Source organism: Kribbella qitaiheensis (genome assembly GCF_014217565.1).
GTDB classification, from domain to species: domain Bacteria; phylum Actinomycetota; class Actinomycetes; order Propionibacteriales; family Kribbellaceae; genus Kribbella; species Kribbella qitaiheensis_A.
Map to the genome: position 1 here is coordinate 3,903,573 of NZ_CP043661.1, position 15,089 is coordinate 3,918,661.

Annotated in this window: 16 protein-coding genes; 8 read left to right on the forward strand and 8 right to left on the reverse strand. The window is 66.7% G+C overall.

Going from position 1 to position 15,089, the window contains the following annotated elements:
- Positions 1-7: 7 nt before the first annotated feature.
- Positions 8-517, reverse strand: a complete 510-nt coding sequence (locus tag F1D05_RS18265) for a SigE family RNA polymerase sigma factor (protein ID WP_185448770.1) — start codon at positions 515-517, stop codon at positions 8-10.
- A gap of 114 nt (positions 518-631) precedes the next feature.
- Positions 632-1,603 (reverse strand): NAD(P)-dependent alcohol dehydrogenase, encoded by a 972-nt coding sequence (locus tag F1D05_RS18270; protein ID WP_185448771.1) that lies wholly within the window; start codon positions 1,601-1,603, stop codon positions 632-634.
- Between the two features lie 144 nt (positions 1,604-1,747).
- On the opposite strand from F1D05_RS18270, the gene F1D05_RS18275 reads away from it, so the two are divergent.
- The gene (locus tag F1D05_RS18275) at positions 1,748-2,416 is read left to right on the forward strand and encodes a TetR/AcrR family transcriptional regulator (protein ID WP_246486796.1); all 669 of its coding nucleotides are present in this window, start codon (positions 1,748-1,750) and stop codon (positions 2,414-2,416) included.
- On the opposite strand, the gene purD is transcribed toward F1D05_RS18275, so the two are convergent.
- Complete coding sequence (gene purD, locus F1D05_RS18280; RefSeq protein ID WP_185448773.1) at positions 2,409-3,692, reverse strand: phosphoribosylamine--glycine ligase; 1,284 nt, start codon at positions 3,690-3,692, stop codon at positions 2,409-2,411. The genes F1D05_RS18275 and purD overlap by 8 nt on opposite strands.
- Before the next feature lie 178 nt (positions 3,693-3,870).
- Between purD and F1D05_RS18285 the strand changes: the two genes are divergently transcribed.
- Genes F1D05_RS18285 through F1D05_RS18295 form a run of 3 tightly spaced genes read left to right on the forward strand, consistent with a single transcriptional unit; the run spans position 3,871 to position 6,994 of the window.
- Complete coding sequence (locus tag F1D05_RS18285) at positions 3,871-4,719, forward strand: carbohydrate ABC transporter permease (RefSeq protein WP_206686263.1); 849 nt, start codon at positions 3,871-3,873, stop codon at positions 4,717-4,719.
- Positions 4,716-5,564: a carbohydrate ABC transporter permease gene (locus F1D05_RS18290; protein ID WP_185448774.1), complete on the forward strand. Its 849-nt coding sequence runs from the start codon at positions 4,716-4,718 to the stop codon at positions 5,562-5,564. Before F1D05_RS18285 ends, F1D05_RS18290 begins: the two co-directional genes overlap by 4 nt.
- A gap of 20 nt (positions 5,565-5,584) precedes the next feature.
- On the forward strand, positions 5,585-6,994 hold the full coding sequence (locus tag F1D05_RS18295) for an ABC transporter substrate-binding protein (protein WP_185448775.1): 1,410 nt from the start codon (positions 5,585-5,587) through the stop codon (positions 6,992-6,994).
- 250 nt (positions 6,995-7,244) lie between these two features.
- Here F1D05_RS18295 and F1D05_RS18300 read toward each other — a convergent pair whose 3' ends face one another.
- Positions 7,245-7,682: an SDR family oxidoreductase gene (locus F1D05_RS18300; RefSeq protein WP_185448776.1), complete on the reverse strand. Its 438-nt coding sequence runs from the start codon at positions 7,680-7,682 to the stop codon at positions 7,245-7,247.
- A gap of 40 nt (positions 7,683-7,722) precedes the next feature.
- Here F1D05_RS18300 and F1D05_RS18305 point away from each other — a divergent pair, with 40 nt between their 5' ends.
- Complete coding sequence (locus F1D05_RS18305; RefSeq protein ID WP_185448777.1) at positions 7,723-8,028, forward strand: hypothetical protein; 306 nt, start codon at positions 7,723-7,725, stop codon at positions 8,026-8,028.
- Positions 8,029-8,191: 163 nt separating this feature from the next.
- Here F1D05_RS18305 and F1D05_RS18310 read toward each other — a convergent pair whose 3' ends face one another.
- Complete coding sequence (locus tag F1D05_RS18310) at positions 8,192-8,935, reverse strand: hypothetical protein (RefSeq protein WP_185448778.1); 744 nt, start codon at positions 8,933-8,935, stop codon at positions 8,192-8,194.
- 68 nt (positions 8,936-9,003) lie between these two features.
- On the opposite strand from F1D05_RS18310, the gene F1D05_RS18315 reads away from it, so the two are divergent.
- From F1D05_RS18315 to F1D05_RS18325, 3 genes are all read left to right on the forward strand, one after another.
- Positions 9,004-9,873 carry an alpha/beta fold hydrolase gene (locus tag F1D05_RS18315; protein ID WP_185448779.1) on the forward strand — a complete coding sequence of 290 codons (870 nt, stop codon included), beginning with the start codon at positions 9,004-9,006 and terminating at the stop codon, positions 9,871-9,873.
- Between the two features lie 58 nt (positions 9,874-9,931).
- On the forward strand, positions 9,932-10,303 hold the full coding sequence (locus F1D05_RS18320) for an FKBP-type peptidyl-prolyl cis-trans isomerase (protein ID WP_185448780.1): 372 nt from the start codon (positions 9,932-9,934) through the stop codon (positions 10,301-10,303).
- Between the two features lie 96 nt (positions 10,304-10,399).
- Entirely contained in the window at positions 10,400-11,011 is a 612-nt protein-coding gene (locus F1D05_RS18325; RefSeq protein ID WP_185448781.1) for a hypothetical protein, read from the forward strand.
- 22 nt (positions 11,012-11,033) lie between these two features.
- Here F1D05_RS18325 and F1D05_RS18330 read toward each other — a convergent pair whose 3' ends face one another.
- From F1D05_RS18330 to F1D05_RS18340, 3 genes are read right to left on the reverse strand one after another with little or no spacing between them, the layout of a single operon-like run.
- Complete coding sequence (locus F1D05_RS18330; RefSeq protein WP_185448782.1) at positions 11,034-12,017, reverse strand: TolB family protein; 984 nt, start codon at positions 12,015-12,017, stop codon at positions 11,034-11,036.
- Positions 12,014-13,258 (reverse strand): MFS transporter, encoded by a 1,245-nt coding sequence (locus F1D05_RS18335; protein ID WP_185448783.1) that lies wholly within the window; start codon positions 13,256-13,258, stop codon positions 12,014-12,016. Before F1D05_RS18335 ends, F1D05_RS18330 begins: the two co-directional genes overlap by 4 nt.
- Before the next feature lies 1 nt (position 13,259).
- Entirely contained in the window at positions 13,260-14,876 is a 1,617-nt protein-coding gene (locus tag F1D05_RS18340) for a discoidin domain-containing protein (protein WP_185448784.1), read from the reverse strand.
- Positions 14,877-15,089 lie beyond the last annotated feature (213 nt).

The window sequence follows — 15,089 nt, forward strand, 5'->3', positions numbered from 1 at the left end:
GTCTCCTTCACTGGGCCCGGCCGATCGACCGGGCCGCATTGATGGCGTGCCGGAGAGTTTCGAGACCGCGCGATGCCTGACTCTTCACGGTGCCCGCGGAACATTCGAGGATCTCGGCGGTCTGCTCGACCGACAGATCCTCGTAGTACCGGAGCACCACACAGGCCCGCTGCCGCGGCGCGAGCACGGCCAGCGCAATACGGAGCTCGTCGTGGTCCGCCTGCGCACCGGCCGGATCGCTTTGCTGCAGACGATCCGGCGGCCTGTCGGTCGGCACCTCCCGGCACCAGGGGCGCCGACCGCTGTCCAGAGCCGCATTCACCACGACGCGACGGGCGTACGCGAGCGGATTGCCGCTGCGATCCACCTTCGCCCAGGACAAGTACAGCTTGTAAAGCGCGTCCTGAACCACGTCATCAGCCCGATGCCAGTCCCCGCAGACCAGGTACGCCGTCCGTCGTAGCGACGACCCCGCCGCCTCGACAAACTCCACATAGTCCCGATCCCGGTCCACCATCGCGCCTCCCACTCTCCCTCTGTCCCCCTCAATACGAAAGCTCCACCTCCCGAGGTTGCATCGCCCGGCCGTCGTCCTACTGGGCCAGCAACTGCGGGCCCAACAGCGTCGCCGTCACGGGAACACCACGGCGACCTTGCCGCGGATCCGGCCGGCTTCGAGGCGGCGGATGGCGTCCGGGACCTCGTCCAGTGAGCAGGTGCAGTCGAGAGACGGGGTCAATCGGCCTTCTTCGATGAGGCTCTTGAGTACCTCGAGGTCGGCGGCATTCTCCTTGCACAGGAAGCCGGTCAGTCGCTGGCGGACGACCAGGGACAGCAGAAGCGCTCGCAACTGACGGTCCATGCCACCGGTGAGGTCGCCGCCTTCCTCGCCGCCCGCGATGACGGCAGTGCCCCGAGCCGTCAGCGCTCGTCGTAGCCGCGTCGGTGACGGGTTGCCCGCGAGGTCAATGATCAGGTCGTAGTGGTGCCGGCCGTCGGCGAAGTCCGCCGTGGTGTAGTCGATGACGTGGTCGGCTCCAAGGTCCCGGACGAGCTCGAGCTTCGCCGTACTGCAAAGCCCGGTGACCTCCGCACCAAACGCTTTGGCCAGCTGTACGGCGTACGTCCCGACACCGCCGGATGCGCCGATGATCAGCACCTTCTGCCCGGCCTGGATCCTGCCCGCGTCCCGAAGAGCCTGCAAGGCGGTCAATGCCGAGATCGCCACCACCGAGGCCTGCTCGAAGCTGAGGCTCGCCGGCTTCAACGCCAGTTTGTCCTCGCGCGCCACGGCGTACTCGGCGAAGGTCCCGACGCCGATCCCGAACACCTCGTCGCCCACCGAGAATCTGGTCACCGCCGAACCGACCGCGGTCACCGTCCCGGCAACTTCGCTGCCCCGCACCCGGCGCTTCGGTCCGCGTAGGCCGAAGACCAGCCGGAGCAGGTACGGTCGTCCGACCATCAGGTGCCAGACACCCTTGTCGAGACCGGCCGCCCGAACCCGCAACTGCACCTCGCCGGGCGCGACCTGGGGCCGGGCGATCTGCTCGACCCGCAGTACGTCGGCCGGCCCGTACCGGTCCTGCAGCACCGCCTGCATCACTCCCCCTGGCGCTGCAGCTCCACTGCTCGAAGCTCTCTCCCCCACCACGTGCGATCCCATCTCATGCCCTCCCGAATCAGGCCAGCCGTACTTAGTACGGGAACGTATCTTACTTAGTACGAAAGTGCTATGGTCCGACCGATGCCAAGACCAAAAGCAGTCACCCCGGACCGCACTCCGCTCAGCCGGGAGCGGGTACTACGCAGCGCGGTCGCGATCGCTGACGCAGGCGGGATCGCGGCGCTGACGATCCGGTCGCTGGCCGAGGATCTCGGCGTCAAGCCGATGTCGGTCTACCACCACGTGGCCGGCAAGGCGGAGATCCTCGACAGCATCGTCGATCTGGTCTTCGCCGAGATCGACCTGCCGACGCCGGGCGGCGACTGGGAGGCGGAGATCCGTCGCCGGGCCCATTCCGCCCGCCAAGCACTACGCCGGCACCCGTGGGCGATCGGCCTGATGGAGTCCCGGACCAGCCCCGGCCCGGCGACCCTGAAACACCACGACGCGAACATCGGCACGCTACGCGCGGCCGGCTTCTCCGTCGCGATGACAGCACACGCGTACGCGCTGATCGACAGCTTTGTGTACGGCTTCGCGCTGCAAGAAGCCGCGTTGCCGTTCGAAGGTCCGGACACCGTCGCGGAGGTCGCCGCGCCGATGATGGCGCTGTTCACCACCGGTCAGTACCCGCACCTGGTCGAGCTGGCGACCGAGCACGTCCTCCAGCCCGGGTACGACTTCGGTGACGAGTTCGAGTTCGGCCTGACCCTGGTCCTCGACGGGCTGGCGAGATACCTGTCTAGCTGATCAGGTGGATGTCGCCGCGGGCGGCCTTGAGCGCGATGTCGGTGCGGTGCTGGGAGCCCTTGATCCGGATCTGGCCGACACCGGCGTACGCGCGCTGGCGGGCCTCGTCGAGATCCTTGCCGATGCCACTGACCGCCAGCACCCGGCCGCCGGCCGTGACGACCTCGCCGTCCTCGATCGCGGTGCCGGCGTGGAAGACGCGGACCCCACCGGCCTCGGCCTGGTCGATCCCGCTGATCACATCACCGCTGCGAGGCTTGGCCGGGTACTTTTTGGCGGCCACCACGACCGCGACCGCCGAACCCGGCTTCCAGGCCAGCGGCTCGATGTCGGCCAGTTTGCCCGTCGCCGCGGCGTTCAGGAGGCCGCCGAGCGGAGTCTTGAGCAGCGGCAGCAGCGCCTGCGTCTCCGGGTCGCCGAAGCGGCAGTTGAACTCGATCACCCGGACGCCGCGCGAGGTGAGCGCGAGACCGGCGTACAGCAGGCCGCTGAACGGTGTACCGCGGCGGCGCATCTCGTCGACGGTCGGCTGGAGGACCTTCTCGGTGATCTCCTCGACCAGCTTTTCCGGTGCCCAGGGCAACGGAGTGTAGGCGCCCATACCGCCGGTGTTGGGGCCTTCGTCGTTGTCGCCGAGCCGCTTGAAGTCCTGGGCCGGCTGCATCGGCAGCACGGTGGTGCCGTCGGTGATCGCGAACAGCGACACCTCGGGGCCGTCGAGGAACTCCTCGATCAGCACCTGATCGCAGTCGGCCGCGTGCGCCAGCGCCTCTTCGCGATCGGAGGTGACGACGACGCCCTTGCCCGCGGCGAGAGCGTCGTCCTTGACCACATAAGGGGGGCCGAAGGCATCGATCGCCTCGGCGGCCTGCTCCGGCGTCGTACAGATGTAGGCCCGGCCGGTCGGGACGCTCGCCGCGGCCATCACGTCCTTGGCGAACGCCTTCGAACCCTCGATCTCGGCCGCCTGTCTGGACGGGCCGAAGACCGCGATCCCGGCCGCGCGGAGCGGATCGGCCATCCCGGCGACCAGCGGTGCCTCGGGCCCGACCACGACCAGGTCGGCGCCGAGTTCGGTCGCGAGCGCGAGCACCGCGTCGTGGTCCGAGATGTCCACCGAGCGGCAAACGATCGTTTGCCCGTCGTACGCCGGTTGCAACGTGGCGATGCCAGGGTTGCCCGGGGCCGCGACGACCTGCTCGACGTCAGGATCCTGACTCAAGGCCCAGACCAGTGCGTGTTCACGGCCGCCTGAGCCGATAACTAAGACCTTCACGGGCCCTGAGCCTAGTCCACTACGGCTGGGTACAGGTCCTGTGCTGGGCGCGTGCTGGGTTCGTCCGGCCCTGGGCGGTGTAAGACTGCGCCTTACTGGAGGTACTCGATTGACTACTAGCTCAACGCCGGCACGCGCCAGCCGCCGGCCCACCCCTGCCTCGCTGGCATCCTGGTTGATGCTGATCCCCTGCGTGATCATCTTCGCGCTGTTCATCATCTGGCCGCTGGGCAAGTCCGTCTCGCTCTCGCTGCACGGCTCCGACCTGTTCGGCCGCCCGGACGCGTTCGTCGGGCTGCAGCACTACCGCGACATGCTCGGCTCGCCGGAGTTCCGGCACATCCTGTGGGTGACGTTCGCCTTCGTGCTGCTGACCGTGATCCCCGGCGTACTGGGCGGGCTCGCGGTCGTGTTGTTGCTCGAGCAGCACATCAAAGGCATCCGGATCTTCCGGACCGCCTTCGCGCTGCCGTTCGCGTTCTCGGTCGCCAGCGCGTCGGTCATCTTCGCGACCATCTACAATCCGGCGATCGGACTGGCCAACGGGATGCTCGGCCGGTTCGGCGTCGACCGGGTCGGCTGGCTGACCGATCCGTCCTGGGCGCTGATCAGCGTCGCGATCACCACGGTCTGGATGAGCATCGGCTACAACGTGCTCGTGCTGTCCGCCGGGATCGGTGCGATCCCGACCGAGATCAACGAGGCGGCCACGCTGGACGGCGCCGGCGGCTGGCGGGCGGCCCGGTTCATCACCGTGCCGATGCTCGGCCCGCAACTGTTCTTCCTGGTCGTGATCTCGACGATCCAGTCGCTGCAGGGCTTCGGCCAGATCAAGATCCTCACCCCAGAGGGCGGTCCGGAACAGTCGACCAAGACGCTCGTCTACTCGATCTATCACACCGCGTTCGCGAACAACGCCAGCGATTTCGGCGCCGCGTCCGCGCAGGCGATCGTGCTGCTGGTGATCCTGCTCGCCTGTACGGCGATCCAGTTCGGCGTCCTCGAGAGGCGGGTGCACTACAAGTGAGGAACCTGACCGTCGGCCGGGCGATCACGTACGCCGTACTGATCCTGGCCGCGCTCGCAGTGATCTTCCCCGTGTACTACGTGATCGCGGGCTCGATCATGTCGCCCGGCCAGATCTCGTCGTACCCGCCCGACCTGTTCCCGCACGGGCTCTTCACCGGCAACTACGAAGGCGCCACCTCCACCACGGCGATCGGTCGGCAGTACCTGAACTCGGTGCTGCAGACCTCGGTGATCACGCTCAGTCAGCTGATCACCAGCGTGCTGGCGGCGTACGCGTTCGTCTTCATGAAGATGTGGGGCCGGACCGTGCTGTTCGGGCTGTTCCTCGGCACGCTGATGGTGCCGTGGGAATCGATCGTGCTGCCGAACTATCTGACCATCACCGGCTGGTCGGTCGGCGGCGAACGGCTCACCGCGTCGTACGCCGGAACGATGATCGCCCTGGTGCTCCCGTTCCTGGCCAACGCCTTCGGGGTGTTCCTGCTCCGGCAATCGTTCCTGCAGTTCCCGACCGAACTGCGCGACGCGGCGATCATCGACGGCTGCGGGCACTGGCGGTTCATCCGCCGGATCCTGCTCCCGCTGAACAAACCGGCGCTGACGGCTGTCGGTCTGTACGTCTTCCTGGCAGCTTGGAACCAGTTCTTCTGGCCGTTGCTGATCGGCGACAACGCCAACCGGCGGACGCTGCAGATCGGTATCAGCCAGCTCAACGACGTCGAGGCGGCCGACCCTGGCCTGATCCTCGCGGGCGTCACCCTGTCCATCCTTCCGACCCTGGCCATCGTGATCTTCGGTCAGCGTTTCATCGTCCGCGGGCTGACCGCGGGCGCGATCCGGTAATGCAGAAGAAAGGCACAGCGATGCGATCTGTCCGACAACGGCGTGCGGCGACCGCGGCGGCGCTGCTGGCAGTGGTGGCACTTGTCGCCGCCGGCTGCGGCGGTAGTGACAACTCCGGCGACAAGGCGACCGGCGGCCAGGACGCGCCCGGCGCCGACGCGCTGGACAAGGCGAGCGGCGTCACCAAGGTGACGTTCTGGCACGGCATGAAGGGCGCCAACGGCGCGGCCGTCGACAAACTGGTGAAGGCGTTCAACTCGGCCAATACCGGCAAGATCGAGGTCACCGCGGTCTACCAGGGCGACTACGACGACACCATCACGAAGTACAAGACGTCGGTGCAGCAGGGCAACACGCCCTCCGTCGTACAGATCTACGACATCGGCTCGCGGTTCATGATCGACTCCAAGCAGACCGTGCCGGTGCAGAGCTTCGCCGACAAGGACGGCTACTCGCTGGGCTCGATCGAGCCGAACATCGCCAACTACTACTCGATCGACGGCAAACTGAACTCGATGCCGTTCAACACGTCGATGCCCTTGCTGTACATCAACAAGGAAGCCTTCGTGAAGGCCGGCCTCGACCCGTTGAAGCCGCCGACGAACCTTGACGAGATCATGGCGGCCGCGAAGAAGCTGACCATCAAGCAGGGTGGCAAGACCGTCCAGTACGGCTTCAACGCCGCGATCTACGGCTGGTTCATGGAGCAGCTCATCGCCCAGTCCGGGACGACGTACTGCGACAACGAGAACGGCCGCAAGGACCTTGCCACGAAGGTGAACTTCGCCGACGAGCAGGGCGTCAAGATCGCCGACTGGTACCAGCAGATGGTGAAGCTCGGCTACATGCCGAACACCGGCAAGAAGACCGACGACGCGCAGGCCGTGTTCAAGTCCGGTACGTCGGCGATGCACCTGGAGTCGACCGGTTCGCTGCGTGGCTACATCGACGCGGCGAAGGGCAAGTTCACCGTGCTGACCGCGCCGTTCCCGAAGGTCGGCGCTTCTGACACGGGCGGGCCGATCATCGGTGGCGCCTCGTTGTGGGTCGACGGTCAGGGTCACTCGGACGCGGAGAAGCGCGCCTCGTGGGAGTTCGTGAAGTTCGCCTCGTCGCCTGAGCAGCAGGCCGCTTGGCACACCGGCACCGGGTACTTCCCGATCAACTCGAAGGCCCTGGACCTGCCGGCCGACAAGGCGTGGGTGGCGCAGTACCCGCAGTTCACCACCGCGATCACCCAACTCCACAACACCAAGCCGTCGAACCCCTCCTCGGGCTGCATCCTCGGCGTCATGCCCCAGGCCCGCAAGGCCGCCGAAGACGGCATCGAGAAGGCCGTCCTCGGCACCGACCCCCAAAAGGCGATGACCGCGGCCGCCGACTCCATCAAGCCCCAGATCGACCAGTACAACAAAACAGTCAAGAAGTAGTCCATCACTAGGTGCGGCCGATCCCACGGCCGCACCTAGTGCGCCCGGACCGCCAGGCCATCAATGGTGGCTGTCGCCGTTTGGTTGGGAGCGTGGCGGGCGCGCCGCAGGTGGCTGGGACGGGGGTATTGATGGGCTGGCGGTCCGGTGCGTATCGAGCGGCCTGGAATCTGGTCCCACTCAGGCAGAGCCGGCGCCTGCAGGTGCTGGCCGTTACGGCGCCGCGGCGGCTCGGCAATCGTGGCTGGTATCAGGCGACGAGGCCCGCGCCACCGTCTGTTTCGATGACGGTGCCGGTGATGTTGGGGTTGGCGGCCAGCAGCACGATCGCCTCGGCGATGTCCGCGGCAGTTGCGATCCGCTTGGTAGGCAGACCATCGGCTGCCTGCTTGAAGAACGCGGTTCGCTCCTCAGGGCCGAATCCATTCCACCACGGCGTGTCGATGTACCCGGGCGAGACGGCGTTCACCCGGATAGGCGCCAGTTCGCTTGCGAGCGGCTGGACGAGCCCTTCGATGGCGGCGTTGAGTGAACCGATCCCGGCCGTGCCGGGCACGGCAGCCCGTGCTGTGACGGCTCCGACGAGCGTGATCGAGGCATGCTCGCCCGCGGCGCCCCCGCGCGAATCGTCAACATCGCCTCGCTCGGCCAAGCCCCGATCGATCTCGAGGACCCGTCGCTGGAGCACAACTACTCGGGCGCGCGCCTACGGTCAGTCCAAGCTGGCGATGATCACCACAGGCTTCGTGACCGCCCGGCGACTTGACCCGCGCCAGGTCACGGTCAACAGCCTGCATCCGGCCACCTACATGCCGACCAAGATGGTCCTGGAATCGATCGGGTACAGCATCGATTCCCTCGACACCGGGCTGAATGCGACCTTGCGCCTCATCCTCGCCCCCGAACTCGAAGGAGTCACCGGGGAGTTCTTCGACCGCGCCAGCGCCGCTCAAGCCCATCCAGACGCCTACAACGCCCGAATCCAGCAGCAGCTCTGGGACCTCAGCACAAGGCTCACCACGCAGCCCAGCTGAACTCGGTCAAGACCAGCAGGTGCTCTTCTGGTGTTGGCCACTGCCGGGCAACACCATCAACCCCTGACAACCCGTTGCGTTCGTGCTCAGGTGCCTCGAGCTGTTCCTGGCTGCCGGGATCCCGATCGCCCGCCGCATCCACCCGACGGCCTCCGACCGGCGGTCAGTAGTGCCAGTAGTACCTGGCTTCGGCGTTCCAGGTGACGGGGACTGTGGTGTGGTTGGTGAAAGCTGGGCCTTTGCCGCGCGCGATTTCCAGGGAGCGCGCGAGTTGGAGGGCGTAGGGGTGGTTGTTGTCGTCCCACCACTGCTCGAACTGGGTGATGCAAGTCTGGGCGGTGAAGTAGGCGTTGGCGCAGGGGTGGGGTGGGGACCATTTCTGGAGGTGGCGGAAGTTGACTGTGGTGGAGCCGTTCGGGGGTTTGATCGTGCCGACGGCGTCCAGGCAGTAGCCCGTTGCCGGGATGGTCCACTTCACGTAGTGCTGTTTGCCGCCGTCCGACGGGATCGGGGTCATCGCGTCGCAGGTGGCGGTGCCGATCTGCTCCGAGGTGACTCGCTGGACCTGGGTGAGCGGGCGGCCGGCGCCGTCGTTGTAGCCGTCCAGCAGGACCCAGTCGCCGGAGTGGATGAAGTGCTCGGCCGACTTCGGCGGCCAGGTCTTCGGGTCGCCCCAGGAGATGTCCGACTCGGTCGCCGACAGCGGGGTCCACGCCCATTGGCCCGCAGCCGCGCCGCCTGCCCAGTACTGACCGGCCGACCTTTCGAACATCAGCGAATACTGGCCGTAGTTCTCGGCGGCGGCCACGCTTGCGCTCGCAGTACTGGCGTCTGAAGCCCGTGACACGGAGACGGCGGCGGCCAGCAGCGCGGCGGCCGTGGTCAGCAAAGCAAGTTTCTTCCGCATGGGTGTCGACGCTAACCCCGCAGGGGTGCATGAATAGGTCCAAGCAAAACCGAACTCGAGGAGCGCTCATGCCGGACCCCGTCACCACCACCGTCGACGTACCAGGGGCAGTCCTCACGTACGACGTACACGGTGAGCTCGCCGACCGCGATCAGCCGGTGCTGCTGATGATCGGCTCCCCGATGGGCGCGAGTGGCTTCCCCACCCTGGCGTCGAATTTCGCGGACCGGACCGTGGTGACCTACGACCCGCGCGGGGTGGAGCGCAGTACCCGCACCGACGGCACCGGCGAGCTGTCGCCGGACGACCACGCCGGCGACCTGGCCGCCCTGATCGAGACGCTCGACGCCGGACCGGTCGACCTCTTCGCGAGCAGCGGCGGGGCGGTGAACGCGCTGGCGTTGATGGCGAAAAGGCCCGAGCTCGTACGCCGGTTGGTCGCCCACGAGCCGCCGCTGGCCGCACTCACCGCGGATCACGTGAACGCGCTCGCGGCCACCGAGGACATCTACCAGACCTACCAGCGCGACGGGATGGGCGCCGGGATGGCCAAGTTCATCGCGATCGTCAGCTACCAAGGCGAGATCCCGGACGACTACACCGAGCAGCCGGCGCCGGACCCGGCGATGTTCGGCCTGCCGACCACCGACGACGGTTCCCGCAACGACTCCCTGATCGGGCAGAACCTGCGCGGCTGTACGTCGTACCAGCCGGACGTCGACGCACTTGCCAAGGTCAAGGAGCAGATCGTGATCGGCGTCGGCGAGGAGTCCGAGGGCCAGCTCGCCCGCCGGGGCGGCGAGGCGATCGCGGAGCGACTCGGCCTCACGCCGGTGGTGTTCCCGAGCAACCACGGCGGCTTCCTCGGCGACGAGTACGGCCAGCCCGGCAAGCCCGCCGAATTCGCCGTCACTCTGCGTGAAGCCTTCACCGGCTAACGCGCCGGAGTACGGGGTTGTGAAAACCATCGCACGGACGATCTGGTTAGCTTGAGGTATGACTGACAAGCCTGAGATCGACTTTCCGGACACCCCGCCGCCGGCGGATCTGGAGATCACCGACATCACCGAGGGCGACGGCGACGAGGCGAAGGCCGGCTCCCGCGTCAACGTCCACTACGTGGGCGTGGCCCACTCCACCGGGGAAGAGTTCGACGCCTCGTACAACCGCGGCGCCCCGCTGGCCTTCCAGCTCGGTGTCGGCCAGGTCATCCAGGGCTGGGACACCGGCGTCCAGGGGATGAAGGTCGGCGGCCGGCGCAAGCTGGTCATCCCGCCGCACCTGGGCTACGGCGACCGCGGCGCGGGCAGCGCGATCAAGCCCGGCGAGACCCTGATCTTCGTGGTCGACCTGATCAGCGTCAGCTGATCTCCAACCAAGAAGCCCCCGGCTGCGTCACAATGACGGGCGGGTTCACGTAGTTGTACTCATCCGCAGTCGGGCCCGCGCGGCTTCACTGGAGGTATGACGACAATGGTTGCCACGACGGTCCCTGCTACCGGCAAGCCCGCCTGGTTCCGGTACGCCGCCCTTGCGGCGAAGGCCGCGCTGTTCCTTCTGTTGCTCTCGGCCCTCATCTGGCCCGACCTGAGCGGCATCAAGGGCAAGGCCTCGACCGCACGCCTGATCGTCTACCCGATCGGCGCCCTGGTCCTGCCGCTGTGGTGGTACGCGTACGGCCGGGCGAAGAGCAGACTCCACAAGGCCTTCCCCTGGACCGCGGATCTGTTGATGACGCTGCCCTGGCTGGTGGACCTGATCGGCAACCGGCTGAACCTGTTCGACACCATCACCTGGTGGGACGACGCGATGCACTTCATCCTGTGGGCGCTGCTCACCACCGGGGTGATGACGGCCTTCGCGCCACGCTCACTGACCCGAGCACTGACCGTGTTCGTCGCGCTCGGCTTCGGCGCCACCGCGGCCGTCGTCTGGGAGCTCGGCGAGTACGTCGCCTTCGTCCGCCACTCGACCGAACTCCAGACGGCCTACACCGACACCCTCGGCGACCTCACCCTCGGCAGCCTCGGCGCACTCCTGGCCGGCCTCGTCTTCTACCAGGTACGCAAGGCTTGACTACGCGTAGTCGTGCCGGTAATCACCCGTACGCCGGGCTGCTCGCGTCCGGGATGAGCAGCGTCGGCGTACCGGCCCCGTTGGCCGGGACCGACCAGACGTCGGAGGCGTCACCGTCTCGGCGCAGGGCGTAGAGGATCGTGGAATCGTCGCGCCACAAAGGCTGGTCGTCGACGCTGCGAGTCTCGGCCAGCTGGGTCACCGTCCGAGATGCCAGATCCACCACGGCGAGCCGCCAGACACCGTCGGAAACCTTTTGTTTGAAGGCGATTCGCTTACCATCCGGCGACAGCGACGGGCATTCGACATTCTCGAGGATCGCCTCGCCGCGATAGCGCTTGTAGTCCGTCTCGATCAGGTAGGTCTTCCCCTTGCTGCCGAGTGTCGCGTAGAACCGGTTGCCGTCGGCACCGAAGGTGATTCCCCAGAAGTTCGCGTCGCGGGCGAAGTACCGTCGTCCACTGATGAAGACAGCGAGTTCCTCGATGGTCTTCACCAACTGCCCGGTCTGCACCTCGTAAAGTCCGCTGCGAGTGGAGAACCCGGTCGCGGAGTACGAGTCGCCCGAGACGAACAGCGTCCAGTAGACGATCTTTCCATCCGAAGAAACGCGTGCCCTGCTCGGCGTTCCGGGCAAGGTCTCCCGATGCCGGACAGCCTGATCGGGACCGAGCACCAGCAGGTCGGTCACCGGCGGCAGCGATCCCTGCTTGACACTGAGACACACCCCCGTACCGCGAGCGACCGCATAGCGGTCGCACCGGAGATCTCCGACCTTCCGCGCCGCGGTCGGAGCGGTTCTCGGCACCGCGGCCAGCTTGCCGAAATCCGGGCCCTTGGCAACATTCCGGAAGTACAAGCTGCGGCCGTCCAGCGCCATCGACTGTCCGGTGACCACCGGGACCGCGTTCTCGGCGGGACCGTCACCGCGAGCGGACACGACGTAGGTGACCGCCACGCCCGCGAAGACGGCGAACCCGGCCAACGCGATCAGAACCTTCTTCATCCCCTTGCCTCCCAGGGTTTGACGACAGCCGCCGCGATCGTGACGACCACCAGAAGACCGGCTGTCACGACCAAGGACGGACCCAGGTCCCACAGCGTCCAAGCGAGTCCGAAGAGCACAGCCGACGCCATCCGGGCCAGCGCCTGGCCGGTCTGCAGCAGAGCAAGACCGCTTGCCCTCAGGTCTTCCGGCAACAGTGGTCCTGCAGCCGCAGGAAGAACCCCGTCCGTCGCCGCATAGAAGATCCCGTGCAGGGCAAGAGCTCCGATGATCGACAACGGCCCACCGACCGGTCCGCAGACCAGCACCAGGCAGATCACCAACGCGAGGTGACCTCCGACGAACACTCGCCAGCGGCCGAAGCGATCAGCGATCCGGCCGAGCGGAACGGCCAGCAGCAGGAAGACCCCCGTCGTACCCAACGGAAGCAGCGGGAACAGCGTGCTGCTGATATCCCACCTGCGCTGCAAGGCCAAGTAGACAAAGGAATCCGTGATCGTCACCAGGCCGAGAAGGGCAGCCCAGCCGCACATCCGGCGAAAGCTTCTCCCTCCCAGCAAGGCGAACATCGCCCGCAACGGGATACCTGAAGCCCGATGAGTCCGCACCTTGTCGCGAACTGCCACGACGAGGAGCAGCACACCGAAGCAGGCGATGCAGAAGCTGGTCACGAAGACGGAGCCGTAGTCGCCCAGGCTGACCCACAGCACGCCCATCGCGACCAGCGGACCGAGGAACGCACCGGCGGTGTCCAGCGCCCGGTGGACGCCGAACGACCGGCCGAGCGTCTCCGGCTTGCTGCTCAACGAGATCAGGGCATCCCGAGGGGCGGTCCGGATGCCCTTCCCCGCACGATCGACAGCAAGAACAGCGCCGATCCCGGCCACTGACGAGCCGGCCAGGATCAGGCCGAGCTTGCAGATCGCCGAGAGTCCGTAGCCGACACCTGCGACGGTCTTGAGCCGGTGCCAGCGATCCGCGGCGTACCCGCCGACGAGGCGCAGTACGGCAGTCGCACCGGCGTACAGACCGTCCAACAGCCCGAACTGCAAGGGGTTCAGGCCGAGTCCGAGTACCAGGTAGAGAGGGAGAATCGCGGTGACCATCTCCGACGAGATGTCGGTGACGAGGCTGACCAGACCGAGTGCGACGACATTGCCGGACACTCGGCGCCAGCGGAGCGCGGTGCTACCGGTGGCCGGGCCGCCACTGTCGGCGGCCCGGCTGCTGGCTAGATACATGTCAGTGGCAGGTGTAGGTCGGGCTGCTGTCCAGCACCGTGTTGTCGAGGCCGATGAGCTGCTCGGCGAACGTGGTGTCGGTCATCGACAGCTTGAGCACACCGCTCTTGTCGTGGATCAACTTGGCCGTGGCGGGGTGAGCCGCGTGGACCGGGTAGAACGACGCACCGCCGGTGCCGCCGATGATCTGCATCGGACCGTTCGGGTCCGGCTGACCGTTGACGTTCTGCGGCAGGAACCGTTCGTAGTGGTGATCGTGACCGTTCAGCACCAGGTCGACCTTGGCATCGACCAACGTCTGCCAGAGCTGGGCGGCGTCGGGGTTGTCGCCGTGGTCGCCCGAGCTGAAGCGCGGGTGGTGGTAGTAGGCCGCGATGCAGCCCTTGGTGTTGCCGGCGAGGTCCTGCTTCAGCCAGGTGAGCTGGGCCGGGTCGGTGGCAGCGGTCTTGCCGGCCTCCTCCTTCACGAAGTCGTTGGAGTCCAGCGCGATGAAGTGCCAGTTGCCGCGTTCCCAGCTGTAGTAGTTCTTGCCCTGCGGCGTGGCGATCGATCCGAAGTACTTGTGGTATCCGTCGAACGACGGCTCGTCGTAGGTCTCGTGGTTACCTGGGATCGGCTTGGTGATGCTCTTGAACTTCCCCCAGGTCTTGTCGTAGTAGTTCTGGAAGTCCGACAGATGCGCGTCGTCGTACTGGTTGTCGCCCATCGTGATGACGTTGGCCGGGTTTATCGCCTGGACCAGCGCCGCCGTCTTGGGGTGAATGCAGCTGGAGCTGGATGCCGTGCACTGCTCCGCGATGTCGCCGGCGGCCGCGAGGACGAACTGACCGCCACCGCCACCGGCCGTCGTCAGCACGCTGAGGGCATCGCTGGGGTTGGAGACGTTTCCGGCGAGATCACGAGCCTTCACGGTGTACTTGTACGTCGTACTCCCGCTCAGGCCGGTGTCGTTGTACGGCGGCTGTGCGACGTTGGCGATCACGACGCCGTCCCGCAGTACGTCGTACGAGTTGACGCCCACGTTGTCGGTAGAGGCGGTCCAGCTCAGGGTCGCGGTGGTCGCCGTGACGCTGGTGGCCTTCAATCCAGTCGGGACTGTGGGCGCCTGGGTGTCACCGCTGGAGTCTGCAGCGCCGTACACCTCCAGCTCCCACAGGGAGTAGCCGTAGCTCGTGCCTCGCTTGGTGCCGACCAGACGGACGTACCGCCCGTGTCCCTGCAGGCCGGTCAGGTCATCGGTGGCGCCGTTGCCGTTGACGACATCCTTGACGGTGGTGAAATTGGTGCCGTCGTCCGAGACCTCGATCCGGTAGTTCTTCCCGTACGCCGCCTCCCAGCTCAGCTTGACCCGATGGATGGCGGCGGCCTGACCGAGGTCGACCCGGATCCACTGCGGATCCACGCCTTCCGCGCTGGCCCAGCGCGTCGTCCCGCTCCCGTCGACGGCGAGATCGCCGCCGAAGGAACTGGTCTCGAGACTGGACGCCAGTACCGGTTTACGCTGGGACAGCAGAGCGTCCGCCGCTGCTTCGGCACTTGAATTGAGTCCGATCCCGGCCACCAGAGCGGCGACCACAAACGGGGGTACTACCTTGAGCAACACGCGCCTTCGAGCCATGAGCCACTCCAGAGGGGCGATCGGGAGTATTTTGCTAGGTGGATTTACCTAACAACAATTGTTAGGAAAGTTACCTAACAGTCCTGACCTCGTCAATGGCCCACGTATGTCGAGCCCGCCTCGTGCCCTCCTCCGTCGCGGCTAGAAAGCGCTCGGCTCGGATTGCCGATCCGGGGACACCGACCGGCGTACCGTCGTCCTGGACGAATCAGG

What these genes read in the sequence shown, in the direction of transcription:
- F1D05_RS18275 (WP_246486796.1), top strand. Translation starts at nt 1,748, where the DNA reads ATGCCAAGACCAAAAGCAGTCACCCCGGACCGCACTCCGCTCAGCCGG.
- F1D05_RS18310 (WP_185448778.1), bottom strand. Translation starts at nt 8,935, where the DNA reads ATGCGGAAGAAACTTGCTTTGCTGACCACGGCCGCCGCGCTGCTGGCC.
- F1D05_RS18295 (WP_185448775.1), top strand. Translation starts at nt 5,585, where the DNA reads ATGCGATCTGTCCGACAACGGCGTGCGGCGACCGCGGCGGCGCTGCTG.
- F1D05_RS18340 (WP_185448784.1), bottom strand. Translation starts at nt 14,876, where the DNA reads ATGGCTCGAAGGCGCGTGTTGCTCAAGGTAGTACCCCCGTTTGTGGTC.
- F1D05_RS18320 (WP_185448780.1), top strand. Translation starts at nt 9,932, where the DNA reads ATGACTGACAAGCCTGAGATCGACTTTCCGGACACCCCGCCGCCGGCG.
- F1D05_RS18305 (WP_185448777.1), top strand. Translation starts at nt 7,723, where the DNA reads ATGATCACCACAGGCTTCGTGACCGCCCGGCGACTTGACCCGCGCCAG.
- F1D05_RS18285 (WP_206686263.1), top strand. Translation starts at nt 3,871, where the DNA reads ATGCTGATCCCCTGCGTGATCATCTTCGCGCTGTTCATCATCTGGCCG.
- F1D05_RS18325 (WP_185448781.1), top strand. Translation starts at nt 10,400, where the DNA reads ATGACGACAATGGTTGCCACGACGGTCCCTGCTACCGGCAAGCCCGCC.
- F1D05_RS18335 (WP_185448783.1), bottom strand. Translation starts at nt 13,258, where the DNA reads ATGTATCTAGCCAGCAGCCGGGCCGCCGACAGTGGCGGCCCGGCCACC.
- F1D05_RS18330 (WP_185448782.1), bottom strand. Translation starts at nt 12,017, where the DNA reads ATGAAGAAGGTTCTGATCGCGTTGGCCGGGTTCGCCGTCTTCGCGGGC.
- F1D05_RS18315 (WP_185448779.1), top strand. Translation starts at nt 9,004, where the DNA reads ATGCCGGACCCCGTCACCACCACCGTCGACGTACCAGGGGCAGTCCTC.
- F1D05_RS18265 (WP_185448770.1), bottom strand. Translation starts at nt 517, where the DNA reads ATGGTGGACCGGGATCGGGACTATGTGGAGTTTGTCGAGGCGGCGGGG.
- F1D05_RS18270 (WP_185448771.1), bottom strand. Translation starts at nt 1,603, where the DNA reads ATGCAGGCGGTGCTGCAGGACCGGTACGGGCCGGCCGACGTACTGCGG.